The sequence below is a fragment of the Microbacterium phoenicis genome (assembly GCF_047302325.1).
In the GTDB taxonomy this organism is placed as follows: Bacteria; Actinomycetota; Actinomycetes; order Actinomycetales; family Microbacteriaceae; genus Microbacterium.
The window spans coordinates 621,847-635,819 of the sequence record NZ_CP154849.1 but is presented as its reverse complement, the minus strand read 5'-3'; the positions used below and the strand labels follow the sequence as shown (position 1 = coordinate 635,819).

Genomic DNA, 13,973 nt, shown 5'->3' with positions numbered 1-13,973 from the left:
TGGATCAAATCGAGCCACCCTCTTGACCATGTCGAAATGCGACGGTATTCCGCGCGCGCGGCGGTCGGAAGGAGCCCCACCGGGCCTCGGGGGTGCAGAGTGGGAAGGTCCGCCAGGAATGAGGAGCACCACGCATGAGCGAGTTCGCCCGCCGCATCGACGCCACGACGATCGACCACCTGCGGTCGACGGGTGCCACCAAATGGTCGGCCGAGGACGGAACGCTCGGTGCGTTCGTCGCCGAGATGGACTTCGGGATCGACCCGACGATCACGGCGGCGCTGCACCGCGCGGTGGATGCCGGGTCTTTCGGATACATGCCTCGCGGGATCAGCGCCGATCTCTCGGAGGCGGCCGCCGAGTTCGTGGCGCGCAGGTACGGCTGGGGGGTCGCGGCATCCGACGTCCAGCCGATCCCCGACGTGATCATGGGACTCGAGCTCGCCATGGAGCACTGCTCCGCGCCGGGCTCGAAGATCATCGTCCCGACGCCGTCGTACATGCCGTTCCTGTTCGTGCCTCCAATGCGCGGACGTGAGGTGGTCGAGGTGCCGCTCGCCGTCCGCGACGGTCGGTACGAGTTCGATCTCGACGCCCTGCAGCGGGCCTTCGACGACGGCGGTAACCTCCTGCTGCTCTGCAACCCGTACAACCCGGTCGGCCGGGTGTTCTCGCGGCACGAGCTGGTCGCGATCTCCGAGGTCGTGGAGCGCAACGGCGGGCGGGTCTTCTCCGACGAGATCTGGGCGCCCCTGGTCTACGGCGGCTTCACCCACACCCCCTACGCCACGGTCTCTCCCGCCGCCGCGCAGCACAGCATCACCGCGATGAGCGCCTCGAAGGCCTGGAACCTGCCCGGTCTCAAATGCGCCCAGCTCGTGCTGACGAGCGACCGGGACCGCGAGACGTGGGAACGGCTCGGCCCCTTCGCCGGCCACGGCACGAGCAACCTCGGCGCGATCGCGAACACGGTCGCGTACCGCGACGGGGACCCATGGCTGGCCGATCTGGTGCCGTACCTCGAGCACAATCGCGACACCCTGCTCGACCTGCTTGGCGAGGAGATCCCCGACGCCTGGATGCCGAAGCCCGAGGGCACCTACGTCGGCTGGATCGACTTCCGCGCCACCGGCATCGGCGATCGTCCCGCCGAATTCTTCGCCCGCGAGTCGTCGGTCGTCCTCACCGAGGGGACGATGTGCGGCGTCGCCGGGACCGGCTTCGCCCGCCTGATCTTCGCGACTCCCCGGCCGATCCTCGAACAGGTCGTGCGGCGCCTCGGCGCGTCCCTCCGGGCCTGACCGCCCGCTGATCGGATCCCGCGGCCCTTGGGGGGGTCGCGGGATCCGTCGTTCCTGGCTGTTGACACTCGTCAGGTTCAGTGGTTACCTACTCATGTAACTAACCCACTAACGAGAACGCGGAGTCGGAATGGTCGACGAAGGACGCCCGCTCTTCCTGCAGATCGCGGAGAGCGTCGAAGACTCGATCATCGACGGCACCCTGTCCGAGCAGGAACAGGCACCGTCGACGAACGAGCTGGCGGCCTTCCACCGCATCAATCCGGCCACCGCGGCGAAGGGAATCGCGATGCTCACCGATAAAGGCGTCCTCGTGAAGCGCCGCGGCATCGGCATGTTCGTCGCCGACGGCGCGCGCGAGCTGCTGCTGACCGAACGGCGATCGGCCTTCGCCGACCGCTACCTCGACCCGCTCCTCGACGAGGCCCGCAAGCTCGGCCTCGGACCCGACGACCTCGCCCGCCTCCTGGCAGAGCGTGCCCAGACCACCACCACGAAAGGAACGTCACGATGACCGCCGTCATCGAGGTGAAGAACCTCACCAAGCGTTACCGCGACACGATCGCCGTCGACGACGTCTCGTTCACGATCGAACGCGACGCCATCTACGGCCTGCTGGGCCGCAACGGCGCCGGTAAGACGACCGTCATGTCGATCCTCACGGCACAGAACTTCGCCACCTCGGGCGACGTCCGCGTCTTCGGCGAGGCGCCCTACGAGAACGCCGCCGTCCTCAGTCGCATGTGCTTCGTGCGCGAGAGCCAGAAATACCCCGACGACGCGACGCCGACGCACGCCTTCCGCATCGCGCGGCTGTTCTATCCGAACTGGAACCAGACCGTCGCCGATGAGCTCATCCGCGAATTCCGCCTGCCGATGAAGACCCGCATCAAGAAGCTCTCACGCGGTCAGCTCTCGGCCGTCGGAGTGATCATCGGGATCGCGGGCCGCGCCGAGGTCACCTTCTTCGACGAGCCGTACCTGGGGCTGGATGCCGTCGCGCGCCAGATCTTCTACGACCGCCTCCTCGAGGACTACGCCGAGCATCCCCGCACGATCATCCTGTCGAGCCACCTCATCGACGAGGTCGCGAACCTCCTCGAGAAGGTCATCGTCATCGACGGCGGTCGGATCATCATGGACGAGGACACCGAGTCGGTCCGTGGTCGCGCCTCGACGATCGTCGGCGACACCGCCGTCGTCGAGGAGTTCGTCGCCACTCGCGAGGTCATCCACCGCGAGAGCCTCGGACGGATCACCAGCGCCACCGTGATCGGCGCGCTGAGCGCCGAGGACCGCAGCGAGCTCGCCCTGGCCGGCCTCGACGTCCTGCCGGTCTCGCTGCAGCAGCTCATCGTGCGGCAGACGCAGAACGCCGCCAAGACAGACGAAGGAGCACTCCGATGAACCGCACACTCAACGTCGTGCGCATGCAGTTGGTCAACCGCTCCACCTTCATCTGGGTGCCGTTGATCGTCCTGGGCGGCACGGTCGCCATCAGCCTGGCCATCTTCTGGCTCCTCGCGGGCAACGTCGAATCGACGACCATGTTCGGCGGCGGAGCGCAGGCTCCCCTCTGGTATTTCCTGGCGGTCGGCATCCAGGCGCTCACGCTGAGCTTCCCGTTCGCGCAGGCGATGAGCGTCACGCGGCGCGAGTTCTACCTCGGCACTCTGCTGACGGCCGCGTTGACCTCGGTCGGTCTGGCCGTGCTCTTCGTGATCGGCGGACTGATCGAATCGCTCACGCGCGGCTGGGGCATGAACGCGTACATGTTCCGCCTGACCTGGATCTGGTCGCAGGGCCCTCTCGTCGCGGGACTGTTCTTCGCCGTCGTCGCGATGCTGTTCTTCGCCGTGGGGTTCTTCTTCGCGAACGTCTACAAGCGGTGGGGCAACCTCGTTCTGACCGTCCTGCTGATCGCGCTGGCGCTGGTGTTCATCGTGATCCTGTGGATCATCGGTCGAGCGGATGCCTGGGGGCCGGTCTTCGCCTGGTTCGGGTCGCTGACCCCGATCGCTCTGACGGGCGCGTTCGTCCTCGTCATCGCGGCGTTGGCCGCGATCTCGTACGGCAGTCTGCGGCGGGCCATCGCCTGACGACGACGCCTCACGACGGCCGCGGCCGGGGATCGCATGGCGCGGTCCCCGGCCGCGATACGATGCGATCCACTCGACAGCGCGGTGGGGAGCACGATGGCACGTCTGACACCGGGTACGCAGCAGGACAGGGATACCGCCGTCACTGCCGCCGAAGCCGCGGCGGGACGGCTCGATCCCGAGTTCCGGGCTCGCTTCGACGACGTGTTCCCCATCCTGCACGGCTTGTTCCTGCAGCTCTACGGCGAGCGCGAGGACGGGCGGGAAGCCCTCGCCGAGGTCATCGCCGCTGCCGCCGGGAGTTGGCGCGACCGCCCCGCCGATCTGAAGGCCCTCGACCGCAAGCGCCTCGCCGACCCGGACTGGTTCCTGTCGGAGAAGATGCTCGGCGGCGTCTGTTACGTCGACCGGTACGCGGGGTCATTCAGCGGCATCCGGAATCGCATCCCCTACTTCCAGGAGCTGGGCCTCACCTACCTGCACCTGATGCCGCTGTTCGATTCCCCTGAGGGGAACAACGACGGCGGCTACGCGGTGTCGAGCTACCGTGCCGTCGACGACCGCCTCGGCACGATGGACGACCTCGCCGCCCTGTCGGCGGATCTGCGCGAGGCGGGCATCTCGCTCGTCGTGGACTTCATCTTCAATCACACGAGCAACGAGCACGAGTGGGCGCGTAAGGCCGTCGCCGGCGTCCCCGGGTACGAGGACTTCTACCTGATCTTCCCCGACCGGACGATGCCCGATCTCTACGAGCAGACGGTCCGCGAGATCTTCCCCGACGATCATCCCGGCGCGTTCGTGCAGCTGCCCGATGGACGCTGGATCTGGGCGACGTTCTATCACTTCCAGTGGGACCTGAACTATGCCAATCCGGCGGTCTTCCGCGCGATGGCGGGCGAGATGCTGTTTCTCGCGAACCAAGGCGTCGAGGTGCTCCGGATGGACGCCGTCGCGTTCATCTGGAAGCGGCTCGGCACCACCTGCGAATCGCTCCCTGAGGCCCATCTGCTGCTGCAGGCGTTCAGCCAGGTGCTCTCGCTCGGTGCGCCGTCGGTCCTCTTCAAGTCCGAGGCCATCGTCCACCCCGACGAGGTCATCACCTACATCTCACCCGGCGAATGCCAGCTCTCCTACAACCCGCTGCAGATGGCTCTCGGCTGGGAGGCGCTGGCGACCCGCGACGGACGCCTCCTGCAGAAAGCGCTCGACGAGCGGCACGCCCTCCCCGCCGGCACCGCGTGGGTGAACTACGTGCGCAGCCATGACGACATCGGCTGGACCTTCGCCGATGAGGATGCCGCGACCCTCGGCATCGACGGCTACCCCCACCGCCGGTTCCTCAACGACTTCTACGTCGGCCGCTTCCCCGGGACCTTCTCGCGCGGCGCGCCGTTCCAGGAGAACCCGAAGACCGGCGACGCCCGCGTGACCGGGACGACCGCGTCGCTGGCCGGCGTGGAAGCGGGCGATCCCGGCGGAGAGGACCGCGTCATCCTCGCGCATGCGCTCGCGCTCTCGACCGGCGGCATCCCGCTCCTCTACCTGGGTGACGAGCTCGGTCAGCTGAACGACTACACGTACCGCGACGACCCCGCGCACGCCGGGGACAGCCGCTGGGTGCATCGTCCTGAGGCGGACGCCGAGGCGTTCTCGGCGCGACAGGATCCGTCGACCGTGGCGGGCCGCATCCATACGCGACTCACCGCGCTCATCGCGGCCCGTCAGCGCACTCCGGAGTTGGCGGGCAACCCGCTGACGCCGTTCCACACGCCGCATCCGTCGGTCGTGGGGTATCAGCGCATCGGGACGACCGGCGCGGTGCTCGTACTGGCGAACGTCGGGGACGAACCGGTGACGATCGATGCGGTCACGCTGTCGGGGTTCGAGTCTGCGGCGACCGACGTCGTCACGGATGCCGCCGTGGACCTGACTGACGGCCTCGAGCTCGCGCCGCACGGCTTCCGCTGGCTGCGAGTGCAGCGTTCACGGATGCAATAGCTGCCGCGCGGCGCGCCGCGGCATCCGCCCCGTCACCGGCGTGTCGCGGCTGAACTATTGCATCCGCGGACGCTGGGGAGGCGCCGATCAGCGCTCCTCAGCCGCTTCCGTGTGGTGACGGATGACCTCGGCCACCACGAAGTTGAACCACTTCTCGGCGAACTCGGGATCGAGGTCCGCCTCTTCGGCGAGACGGCGCAGCCGCGCGGTCTGCTGCTCCTCGCGGGAGGGATCGGATGCCGGCATCCCGTGCTCCGCCTTGAGGACGCCGACCTGCTTCGTGCAGCGGAATCGCTCGGCGAGCATGAAGACGAGGGCGGCGTCGATGTTGTCGATGCTGGATCGCAGGGTCTGCAGCTGGACGTTCGGGTCGGTCATGATTCCTCCGGCGACGAGAGTACCGCGGTCGATGATGGTCAGCCGTGCAGGAAGTCCTTGCGCGACGGCTCGTGCACGGGTTCGAGCCAGAGCTTCACGACGACGCCGACGGCGGACGGCGGGGTCTCGGGCAGGGTGATACGGAGGGCGTCGGCATCCTGGGTCCATTCGGCCGAACCCGCGCCGAGCACCGTGAGCTCCGCGATGCGGCGTCCCAGCAGACCGCTCGAGCGTCCCCACGAGCGGATCGACGCGACGCCGTCCTCGGGCCAGCGGAGCACGGTCGCGTACACGTAGTCGCCGGTGACGTCGGTCCGGGTCGTGAAACGCACGTCCTCCGACGTGTACGGCGCGAACGCGTCGTCGATCATCGACCCCGCGACGACCTCCGTCGGCCCCTCTCCGGGGATGAGCCACGGCCGCGACCCGAAGATCGCCTCTCCGTTTACCGTGAGCCAGTCGCCGATCCCCTCGAGCAGCTCGCGCTCGGCGGGCGCGATCGTGCCGTCGGCCTTCGGTCCGATGTTGAGCAGCAGGTTGCCGTTCTTCGCGACGACGTCGACGAGCTCACCCACCAGATCGTCGAGGCTCTTGTAGTCGTGGTCCTCGATCCAGCCCCACGACGTCTTGCCGACCGAACTGTCGTTCTGCCACACGTCGGGACGGATGCCGGGCATCGCCCCGCGCTCGATGTCGTAGACCGCGCTCTCTTCGGCGAAGGCTGTCCACTTGTAGTTGATGACGACGCCGCGGCCCCACTCCGCGGCGCGGTTGTAGTAGTACGCCGCGAGCAGGCGGATGTAGGGCTCGAAGGCGGGCTGTTCGAGCCACCAGTCGAACCACAGCACTTGCGGCCGGTACCGGTCGATGATCTCGACGGTGCGCAGCAACCAGTCCTCGAGGAACTGCTCGTTCGGCGCCGTCTCCTCGCGCTGGGCAGGACCATAGAAGTCCGAGAAGCGGGCATCGCGGACGTCGGAGTCGAACCGCATCCCGCCGTTCATGAAGAACCAGTGCTCCGCCCGGTGCGACGAGGCACCTCGCACCATCCACGCGTCGTCGACCGCCGTCATCAGCTCGCCGAACACGTCGCGTCGCGGCCCCATCTGCGCTGCGCTCCAGCGGGAGCGGGCGGTGTCGTACATCGCGAAGCCGTCGTGGTGCTCGGCGACCGGCACGACGAACTGGGCGCCCGCGCGACGGAACACCTCCGCCCACTCGGCGGGATCGAAGCGGTCCATCGTGAACGAGGGGATGAAGTCCTTGTACCCGAAGCGATCGTGCGGCCCGTAGGTCGCGCGGTGGTGTTCGAACGCCCGATCGGCCTCGAGGTACATCGTCCGCGAGTACCACTCCCCCTGCGCCGGGACCGAGGGGATGCCCCAGTGGATGAAGATGCCGAACTTCGCATCGCGGTACCAGAGCGGCGCCTCGTATGCGCGCAACGATTCCCACGTCGCGTCGAATGGGCCGGCGTCGACGACGGCGCGGACAGCGGCGAGCGCCGCCGAGTTGTCGCTCACGTCGACGCGGGGCGGAAGAGATGCCGGGTCGAGCGGCTCGAGCGAGGAGGCGGCCATGCCACGATCCTGGCGTCGACCCACGCCGGTTGCAACGTGGGAAACGCCGTGGTCGGGAGATCCCTCAGAGATCCACACGTCGCCCGAAGCGGCGCTCGCCCCGCGGCCGCGGCGAGCAGGTGGCCGCCGAGCGCAACCGGACGATCTCGTGCGGCTGCAAGCCCGCCGCCTCGCCGAAGTCCTCGACCGAGACGAAGCCGCCGTTCTTGGTGCGCACCTTCACGGCCCGCCGCGCCTTGGTCCGGCTCAGCCCCGGCAGGTCGGCGAGCTCGTCCGCGGTCGCCGACTGCACGTCGACGGTCTCAGCCGGTTCCGCCGGTGCGGGCGCCTGGAGCAGGTCCGAGGAGGTGGCGCCGACGGCGTCCGCCAGCCGGACCGACTCCGGCAGCGGCGCGACCTTCGCCGCGGAGCGCTTCCGTCGGGTGCTGCTGCGCGACGACGTCGACCGCGTGGATGCGGCCGACCGCGCGGGCTGCGACGCGCGCCCGCCCGCGGAGCGACGCTCCCAGCGGGTCCGCAACCAGCCGGGGTTGATCATGAGCGCACCGACGATGCCCCCGAGGTGACACACCGCATTCACGATGCCCGTGAACGGTCCCCACAGCTCGAATAGGACCGTCAGTGCGAGTGCACCGCTGGCCACGCCGATCACCCATGCCGCACGCCTGCGCGACGCCGTCGCGACGACGAGGAAGCCGAGCCATGCGACCGCCGGCCCGATGAAAGGGAGGAGGAGCCACGAACTGGTGCCGATCAGCCAGCCCCAGGTCGGGACGTCCCCGCGGGACGGCGTCGTCACGCGTAGTCCCGCACGTTCAGGACCATCGTGACCGTGTCGTCGTCGTCCCGCGTCTCGGAGACGAGCTCGAAGCCGGCCTGATCGGCGCGCGAGCGGATGCGCTCGGCGACGGCGCGCTGCACGTGGCGGGCGTAGGCGGCATCCAGCTGCGTCATGAGGGAGGTCGCCTCGGCCTCGGTCACCTCGTGACCGTCGAGGCGCGAAAGGTGAGCGCCCCAGACCCCGTCCTCGGTGCGCGACATGACGACGTCGATGCCGTCGACGGTCGCGGTCAGGACGCCGTCGGCGATCGCCACGTCCGTCGCACCGAGGTCGGCGAGCGCCGCCGCGAGCAGGTCCGGGTCCTTCATGCGAGTCTGCACTGCGATCGGCACGGCCGCCGACTCGCCCCGGGGGTCCGACTTCGCGCCGGAATTCATCGCGATCGCGCCGAGCGCGCCGGTCCCGCCGACGGCCGCCGCGGCGGCGAGCGCGGCGGGCAGGAGGATCAACGAGATGCTCATCGGATGGTTCCCTTTCCCACGGATGCGGCGCGGTCCCCGCGCACGCCCAGATCGTCCAAGAGTTCGGCGAGCGCGGCATCCGTCGCCCAGCCGTTGACGGAGACCGCACCGTCCGCCGCAATGCGCACCTCGAGCGAGTCCCGTCCCCCTTCGCGCGCGATGCGCGCGACGTCGGCCGCGTACCGCGGGGTGAGTGCGCGGATCGACTGATTCCGCGAACCGATCCACGGTCGGCGCGTATCGGGGAGGTCCCGGAGGTACGGACCGTCGCACAGCAGATCCGTCGCCGCGAGCAGACGCGAGATGTCGTCGCGCTCCGCCGACCACGTCTCCAGCCGGTCGAGCGTGTACCCCGAGAAGGCCATGACGCCGAGTTCGGCTCCGCGGAATGCCTCGGCCACGACGGCGAGCGCACCAGCCTGGTCGAACGGTTCCCCGCCCAGCAGCGTCACGCCCTCGGCGCCGGCCGCCTGCGCCTCGGCGACCCAGCGGTCCGCGAGCGCAGCGGGATCATCGAGCAGCGCACCCCGCTCAGCCCACATGTGCGGGTTGAAGCATCCGGGGCAGCGGACCGCACACCCCTGCACCCAGACCGCCGCCCGCAGCCCCGGGCCTTCAGCCGTAGTGGCCTTCACGAAGCGGGACCACCGCAGCGCTGCGCCGCCGCGCGCGGGCGGCGTCGTCCCGAGGAGGCTCCCCTCCCCGCCGACGCCGACCGACTGGGTGCCGATCACCGGTCCCGATCCTCCTGCAGGAGCGAGTCGGATGCCGTCGCTCCGGTGCGCGTGTAGTCCTCGGTGAACTGCGACGAGGTCGTCTCCGCTTCCAGCAGCGCTTCGAGCTGCTCGATGTAGTCGAGGCATTCCGCCCCGGTCATGCCGAAGGTCTCGGCGGCGACGGATCCGTCGGGCCGCAGCTGCACCACGAGCTTCTTCATGTCCACTCCCGTTCCTCACCCGACGATCAGTAGTCCACGGTACGTCCGCCGCGGCGCGACGAGAGGGGCCCGTGGCTCTCGGGTGCGATGCCGACGGCGTCGAGGGCGTCGAAGTCCTCCGTCCCCGTCGCGCCGACCGCGCGCTGGGCGGCCCACGCGCGGATCCGCTGGACCTCCTCGGCCTGCGTGACCGCGAGGGGGATCATCGTCTCGACGACCCGCGTGACGACATCCGTCGTGATCGTCTTGCGCCCGCTGAACCCCTCGTAGAGGGCGGCGACCACGGCTTGCTCGATCTCGGCGCCCGAGTGGTTCTCGCTCGCGGTGACGAGGGCCGCCACGGCGACGGGATCGGCGGCGACGTCGGCGAGACCGTTCGCCTCGGAGGCGTGGGCCGCGAGCTGCAGCGTCCAGATGGCCTCGCGCTCGACGGTCGTCGGCAGGTCGACGAAGAAGATCTCGTCGAAACGCCCCTTGCGCATGAACTCCGGCGGCAGGGCGTCGATGTTGTTGGCGGTCGCGACGACGAAGACGGGGTGCTTCTTCTCCTGCATCCAGGTGAGGAACGTGCCGAACACGCGCGCCGTGGTTCCCGAGTCGCCCTGCCCCGTGGTGTTCGAGAAGCCCTTCTCGATCTCGTCGACCCAGAGGATGCAGGGGGCGACGGCCTCGGCGGTCGCGATGGCCGTTCGCAGGTTCTGCTCGCTCGACCCGACGAGCCCCGAGAAGATGCGGCCGATGTCCAGTCGCAGGAGGGGAAGACCCCAGGACGCGGCCGTCGCTTTCGCGGTCATCGACTTGCCGCAGCCGGGCACGCCCGTGATCAGCACGCCCTTAGGGGAGGGCAGCCCGTATTCGTGGGCGCTGGGCAGCCACGACCCGTTGCGGCGCTCGAGCCAGCGCTTGAGGTTGGTGAGGCCGCCGACGTCGTCGAGGTCGAGGTCACCCGTGATGAACTCGAGCACACCGGACTTGCGCACCACCTGGCGCTTCTCATGGAGGACCACGCGGATGTCGTCGCCGGTGAGGGTGCCGTCGTTGACCATCGCCTGCGCGAACGCGTTCTCGGCTTCGGCCATCGTCAGACCGAGGGCGGCCTGGACGAGCGCCTCGCGCGCCGCGTCGTCCGCGTCGTCGCGGATCTCGCCGGCGTTGTTGGTGATCATCGTGTCGAGCAGCTCGCGGATCTCCGCCGCGGTCGGCAGGGGGAAGTCGAACAGGTGGGTGAGCTCGTCGAGCTCGGGCGGGATCACCCGCACCGGCGCCGTGATGACGAGCGTGCGCGACACGTCGCCGTGACGGAACTCGAGCGCCGTCTCGCGCACCGTCCGCACGATCGCCGGGTCACCGGGACGGTGCTCGCTGCCGAAGTACGCGTGCAGGTCGCAGAAGATGAAGACGCTCGGGTCACTCACTCCCGCCGCGTGCTGCAGCGCCCGTGCCGGATTCGTCGTGTTGGACACGCTCTTGCCGTCCGGATCGATGAGTCCCAGGGCGGACGTCCACGTCCACACGCGGCGACGGTTGCGCTGGGCGTGCGCGGCATCCGTGATCGCGGACACCGCCCGGACCTCCTCGGCGGTCTCGAGGTACAGCAGCGGCAGGCGGGCCTTGAAGGCCGCGTCCAGCGTGGCGTCGAAGGTCACGTCGGTTCCCTTTCGTGTGGAGGTCATGGTCAGTCGGATGCGGGTTCGTCGAGTCGGATCGTCCACGTCCCCGATCCGTCGTCGGAGTCGACGCGGAAGACGACCCGATCGCTCGGCGGCCAAGACGATCTCGTGTCGACGTCGTCGAATCCCTGCGCGACGTCGGTGGCGGCCTCGCCGGGGTAGAGGGCTTCGACTCCGAAGAAGCCATCGCCCCGGTAGACGAAGCGTCCGCTCAGGGCCTCGCCGTCGTAGACGAGGAGGGCGGGTCCCTCGCCCGTCACCGTCCGGCCTTCGATGGGCGTCGTCGTCTTCCGAGTGACCGTCGCCCGCCAATCCGTCAACCGAGGGGCGAACCAGAGACGACTCGCGTGATCGCCGGGCACGAAGGTGAGCGACCGCGACCCGGTCACGAGCCCGATGTACGTCGGCCGGTCCTCGGTGGCGCTGACGTCGACGTCGGTCTGTTGATGGACGTTGACGTAGTCCTGCTGGCCCTGGGTGAGCGGCCCGATGACCCAGACGTCGTCGCCCGCCGGGAGATCGAGGTACCCGCTGCCCGCCGTCCCGATCAGCGTGTCGCCGTCGAGGCGGACCTCCCGCGCTGCGGGGTCCGACCACGGACGGTACTCGTACTCGTTCGGGTCGGTCAGCAGCAGATCTCCCGTCGCGGGGTTGATGCCCACGAACGGCACGACGATGAACGCCACGACGACCGCGACAACCGACCCCGCGATGAAGGTGATCGTCGAGAACCGCCGGATCCGGGCATCCGCCGCCGTCATGGCGTCTCCGTCGGCGTCGGCGTGGATGCGGCGTCGGTCGGAAACTCGATCCGCCACGAGGTGTCGTGCCAGGACTCGATGTAGAACAGGACGAGGGGGGCGTCCCGCCACGCGATGGAGCGGTCGAAGGGCGAATCCGCGAAGAGCCGGGATTCGCTGCCGTGCGCTGTGACGGCTTGGATCGACAGGTTGTCGCCTCCGCGAGCGCTCACGCGCGCCGTGGTCGCACCGCCGTCGTGGGTGAACATGAGGGTCTGCGAGCTCGTCAGGACGTCGTCGGCGCGCAGACCCCGATCGAAGCGCAGCGACGCCTCCCAGGTCTCGTCACGAGAGCCGTCGATCCACAGCTCGACATCGGGCTGCTCGACGAGGACGACGATCTTTCCGTCCCAGAGCGTCGAGAAGCGCGGCGGCTCACCACCCTCGCCCTCCGTGACGATGCGGCCGTCGGCGCCCGTGACCCAGACGGCGTTGAGGCGGGTGCCCTCGGCGGGGGTGAGGACGATCGGCGTGTCGACGTCGAGACCGCTCAGCCGGATCACCGCGCCGTCCGGACCTCGGTACGTGTCGGCCTCGGGCTCCTCCGCGACGACAGGGTCGGGGTTCGTCCACGGCGACAGCGCGTACTCGCCACCGGCGCGACCGATCGGACCGGCCTCGAAATCGCCGGCATCGGCGTATCCGAGAGCGATCAGCCCTGCGATCATCAGGCCGACGGTGGTGATCAGCACGGTGAACCCCTCGAGGCTCGGCCCCCTGGACCGGGCCGCCCTCGTCCGCCCACCCGCGCTCATGAACCCCTCCGGTCCGACACGTTACCGGGCCGCCGGATCAGGCCGGGAAGGCTAGGAGCGCCGTCGGTGACGGTGCTATCGTCCGGTGCCGCACACGGCCCGGGACCCCCGTCCGCTCGTCGATCGCGAGCGAGACGATCTCGTCGGCCTGCTGACCTGCGACGAGCACGGTGTCGCGGGCGACGACGTGGTGTCGGGGCCAGACGGTGCCGGATTCGGCGAGCGCGACCGGCTGAAGCGTCTCGCCTCCGCCGCGCACTCTCACCGTCGCGAGGGTGTCGCTCCCCCGCAGGCCGGCATAGAGGAAGATGCCGTCGCGCGACATCGCGAGCTCGGCCCCGGCATCCCCCGGGTACGCGCCCAGCTGCGCACCGCCGACGAGCCGCCACGTGCCCGAGGCGTCGGCGGCCAGGGCGAAGACCTCCCCGGAGTGCTCGGTCACGACGTAGAGATGTCCGCTCGGGTGGGCACGCAGGTGGCGGGGCCCCGTTCCCGCCGGCACCTCGAGCCGCTGGATCTCACGACCGCCGCGCCAGAACCGTACGAGGTCGAGGCCGGTGTCGGTCGTCGCGATGAAGCCGCCGGGGAGGGATGCCGCCTGGTGGGCGTGCGAGGGACGCGTCGGAGCCACGACCTCGGACTCGTCGTCGTCGGCGTGGGGAACGAAGTCCGCGTACTCGTCGCCGACGACGGCGCGCAGGGCGCGCGCCGCCGAGGCGAGATCGGATGCCGGGGCTCCCTCGGCGACGGCCGCCCAGCGCCGCGCGGCGCCGGGGCGCCCGTCGCCGTCCAGCGCGACCCGGACGACGCCGCCGTCGCCGTAGCACGACACGATCAGCGCGTCCTCGAGCGCGAGCACGTGGCACGGGCTCTCGCCGACGGCGACCTCCGCGCCGAGCGGCACGAACGTGGTGTCACCGGTCCGACGGTACGCGCGCACGCTGCCGCGCCCCTCGAGCACTGCGTAGACGACGTCGAGAGACGGATGCCGCGCGACCCACGACGGCGATTCGGCCGCGACGACGTCACGGCCGACACCGAGCGGACCGCTTGCGAGCGGCGAGTCGGGGCCACCGGCATCCAGCAGTCCGATGCCCGTTGCCGACCCGCCCATGTCGGCGGAGTACCCGCCGAGCAGGAACCGCACGGG

At 69.7% G+C, this 13,973-nt stretch carries 15 protein-coding genes; 5 read left to right on the top strand and 10 right to left on the bottom strand.

Annotated elements, in window-relative coordinates; genetic code table 11:
• Positions 1 to 134 precede the first annotated feature (134 nt).
• The 5 genes from ABCU91_RS03180 (at position 135) to ABCU91_RS03160 (ending at position 5,401) form a co-directional block, all read left to right on the top strand.
• Positions 135 to 1,301: a MalY/PatB family protein gene (locus ABCU91_RS03180; RefSeq protein WP_413354763.1), complete on the top strand. Its 1,167-nt coding sequence runs from the start codon at positions 135 to 137 to the stop codon at positions 1,299 to 1,301.
• Between the two features lie 130 nt (positions 1,302 to 1,431).
• Positions 1,432 to 1,815 (top strand): GntR family transcriptional regulator, encoded by a 384-nt coding sequence (locus tag ABCU91_RS03175; protein ID WP_133398888.1) that lies wholly within the window; start codon positions 1,432 to 1,434, stop codon positions 1,813 to 1,815.
• Positions 1,812 to 2,708 carry an ABC transporter ATP-binding protein gene (locus ABCU91_RS03170; protein WP_406922991.1) on the top strand — a complete coding sequence of 299 codons (897 nt, stop codon included), beginning with the start codon at positions 1,812 to 1,814 and terminating at the stop codon, positions 2,706 to 2,708. The genes ABCU91_RS03175 and ABCU91_RS03170 overlap by 4 nt, the downstream gene beginning before the upstream one ends.
• Positions 2,705 to 3,400, top strand: coding sequence for a hypothetical protein (locus ABCU91_RS03165; protein ID WP_413354762.1), 696 nt, complete (start codon positions 2,705 to 2,707; stop codon positions 3,398 to 3,400). Before ABCU91_RS03170 ends, ABCU91_RS03165 begins: the two co-directional genes overlap by 4 nt.
• Before the next feature lie 96 nt (positions 3,401 to 3,496).
• Positions 3,497 to 5,401 carry an amylosucrase gene (locus ABCU91_RS03160; RefSeq protein WP_413354761.1) on the top strand — a complete coding sequence of 635 codons (1,905 nt, stop codon included), beginning with the start codon at positions 3,497 to 3,499 and terminating at the stop codon, positions 5,399 to 5,401.
• Between the two features lie 87 nt (positions 5,402 to 5,488).
• Here ABCU91_RS03160 and ABCU91_RS03155 read toward each other — a convergent pair whose 3' ends face one another.
• From ABCU91_RS03155 to ABCU91_RS03110, 10 genes are all read right to left on the bottom strand, one after another.
• Positions 5,489 to 5,779 carry a chorismate mutase gene (locus ABCU91_RS03155; protein ID WP_018187867.1) on the bottom strand — a complete coding sequence of 97 codons (291 nt, stop codon included), beginning with the start codon at positions 5,777 to 5,779 and terminating at the stop codon, positions 5,489 to 5,491.
• A 38-nt stretch (positions 5,780 to 5,817) separates the two neighbouring features.
• Positions 5,818 to 7,359: an alpha-L-fucosidase gene (locus ABCU91_RS03150; RefSeq protein WP_413354760.1), complete on the bottom strand. Its 1,542-nt coding sequence runs from the start codon at positions 7,357 to 7,359 to the stop codon at positions 5,818 to 5,820.
• 64 nt (positions 7,360 to 7,423) lie between these two features.
• Entirely contained in the window at positions 7,424 to 8,158 is a 735-nt protein-coding gene (locus ABCU91_RS03145) for a ComEA family DNA-binding protein (protein ID WP_413354759.1), read from the bottom strand.
• On the bottom strand, positions 8,155 to 8,661 hold the full coding sequence (locus ABCU91_RS03140) for a hypothetical protein (protein WP_413354758.1): 507 nt from the start codon (positions 8,659 to 8,661) through the stop codon (positions 8,155 to 8,157). Before ABCU91_RS03140 ends, ABCU91_RS03145 begins: the two co-directional genes overlap by 4 nt.
• A complete protein-coding gene (locus ABCU91_RS03135; protein ID WP_413354757.1) occupies positions 8,658 to 9,395 on the bottom strand; it encodes a 4Fe-4S single cluster domain-containing protein in 738 nt (245 codons plus the stop codon). Before ABCU91_RS03135 ends, ABCU91_RS03140 begins: the two co-directional genes overlap by 4 nt.
• Positions 9,392 to 9,598, bottom strand: a complete 207-nt coding sequence (locus tag ABCU91_RS03130; protein ID WP_091359855.1) for a DUF2997 domain-containing protein — start codon at positions 9,596 to 9,598, stop codon at positions 9,392 to 9,394. The genes ABCU91_RS03135 and ABCU91_RS03130 overlap by 4 nt, the downstream gene beginning before the upstream one ends.
• Positions 9,599 to 9,624: 26 nt before the next feature.
• The gene (locus ABCU91_RS03125) at positions 9,625 to 11,271 is read right to left on the bottom strand and encodes an AAA family ATPase (RefSeq protein ID WP_413354756.1); all 1,647 of its coding nucleotides are present in this window, start codon (positions 11,269 to 11,271) and stop codon (positions 9,625 to 9,627) included.
• Positions 11,272 to 11,273: 2 nt separating this feature from the next.
• Positions 11,274 to 12,086, bottom strand: a complete 813-nt coding sequence (locus ABCU91_RS03120; protein WP_413354755.1) for a hypothetical protein — start codon at positions 12,084 to 12,086, stop codon at positions 11,274 to 11,276.
• Positions 12,026 to 12,760: a hypothetical protein gene (locus ABCU91_RS03115; protein WP_413354754.1), complete on the bottom strand. Its 735-nt coding sequence runs from the start codon at positions 12,758 to 12,760 to the stop codon at positions 12,026 to 12,028. The genes ABCU91_RS03120 and ABCU91_RS03115 overlap by 61 nt, the downstream gene beginning before the upstream one ends.
• Before the next feature lie 100 nt (positions 12,761 to 12,860).
• The gene (locus ABCU91_RS03110) at positions 12,861 to 13,970 is read right to left on the bottom strand and encodes a lactonase family protein (protein ID WP_413354753.1); all 1,110 of its coding nucleotides are present in this window, start codon (positions 13,968 to 13,970) and stop codon (positions 12,861 to 12,863) included.
• Between the last annotated feature and the right edge of the window lie 3 nt (positions 13,971 to 13,973).

Bases quoted from the DNA above. Each gene is read 5' to 3' on its own strand.
- ABCU91_RS03125 (WP_413354756.1), bottom strand. From the start codon at position 11,271: ATGACCTCCACACGAAAGGGAACCGACGTGACCTTCGACGCCACGCTG.
- ABCU91_RS03140 (WP_413354758.1), bottom strand. From the start codon at position 8,661: ATGAGCATCTCGTTGATCCTCCTGCCCGCCGCGCTCGCCGCCGCGGCG.
- ABCU91_RS03130 (WP_091359855.1), bottom strand. From the start codon at position 9,598: ATGAAGAAGCTCGTGGTGCAGCTGCGGCCCGACGGATCCGTCGCCGCC.
- ABCU91_RS03155 (WP_018187867.1), bottom strand. From the start codon at position 5,779: ATGACCGACCCGAACGTCCAGCTGCAGACCCTGCGATCCAGCATCGAC.
- ABCU91_RS03170 (WP_406922991.1), top strand. From the start codon at position 1,812: ATGACCGCCGTCATCGAGGTGAAGAACCTCACCAAGCGTTACCGCGAC.
- ABCU91_RS03175 (WP_133398888.1), top strand. From the start codon at position 1,432: ATGGTCGACGAAGGACGCCCGCTCTTCCTGCAGATCGCGGAGAGCGTC.
- ABCU91_RS03150 (WP_413354760.1), bottom strand. From the start codon at position 7,359: ATGGCCGCCTCCTCGCTCGAGCCGCTCGACCCGGCATCTCTTCCGCCC.
- ABCU91_RS03160 (WP_413354761.1), top strand. From the start codon at position 3,497: ATGGCACGTCTGACACCGGGTACGCAGCAGGACAGGGATACCGCCGTC.
- ABCU91_RS03180 (WP_413354763.1), top strand. From the start codon at position 135: ATGAGCGAGTTCGCCCGCCGCATCGACGCCACGACGATCGACCACCTG.
- ABCU91_RS03165 (WP_413354762.1), top strand. From the start codon at position 2,705: ATGAACCGCACACTCAACGTCGTGCGCATGCAGTTGGTCAACCGCTCC.